1 protein-coding gene is annotated in these 1,094 nt (G+C 43.8%); it reads right to left on the reverse strand.

The features are described 5' to 3' along the window. A partial coding sequence (locus ACECE_RS29165; protein ID WP_010245948.1) for an Ig-like domain-containing protein occupies positions 1-1,094 on the reverse strand: 1,094 nt, incomplete at both ends.

Raw genomic sequence — 1,094 nt, forward strand, 5'->3', positions numbered from 1 at the left:
GTATGTAAGTGTATCTCCGTCCACATCTGCTCCAACTACTGTTCCTGATACTGGTGTATCTTCGGGTGTTGTTACACTGTAGTCAGGTACTGTCGGCGCATCGTTGCTTCCGCCTACATCTATTGTTACTGTGCTTATTGCTGTTCCGCCCTTTCCGTCACTTACTTCTACTGTAAAGCTGTCTGTTCCGTTGTAGTCTTTGTTCGGTGTATATGTCCATTTACCGTCCGCTGCTACTGTTACTGTTCCGTTTGCTGGATCAGTTGCTTTAGCGTATGTAAGTGTATCTCCGTCCACATCTGCTCCAACTACTGTTCCTGATACTGCTGTATCTTCTGGTGTTGTTACATTGTAATCAGGTACTGTTGGTGCATCATTTACTGGAGTTACTGTTATTGTTACTGTGCTTATCGCTGTTCCGCCTTTTCCGTCACTTACTTCTACTGTAAAGCTATCTGTTCCGTTATAGTCTTTTTTCGGTGTGTATGTCCATGTCCCATCTACATTCACCGTTACTGTTCCGTTTGCTGGATCAGTTGCTTTAGCGTATGTAAGTGTATCTCCATCCACATCTGCTCCAACTACTGTTCCTGATACTGCCGTATCTTCCGGTGTTATTACATTGTAATCAGGTACTGTTGGTGCATCATTTACTGGAGTTACTGTTATTGTTACTGTGCTTATCGCTGTTCCGCCTTTTCCGTCACTTACTTCTACTGTAAAGCTGTCCGTTCCGTTGTAGTCTTTGTTTGGTGTGTATGTCCACTTACCATCTGCTGCTACTGTTACTGTTCCGTTTGCTGGATCAGTTGCTTTCGTATATGCAAGTGTATCTCCATCGATGTCTGTTCCTACTACTATTCCTGTTACTGCTGTATCTTCTGGTGTTGTTACACTGTAGTCAGGTACTGTTGGCGCATCGTTGCTTCCACCTACATCTATTGTTACTGTGCTTATCGCTGTTCCGCCTTTTCCGTCACTTACTTCTACTGTAAAGCTGTCTGTTCCGTTATAGTCTTTGTTCGGTGTATATGTCCAATTACCGTCCGCTGCTACTGTTACTGTTCCGTTTACTGGATCAGTTGCTTTCGTAT

The organism is Acetivibrio cellulolyticus CD2, from assembly GCF_000179595.2.
Classification (GTDB): Bacteria; Bacillota; Clostridia; order Acetivibrionales; family Acetivibrionaceae; genus Acetivibrio; species Acetivibrio cellulolyticus.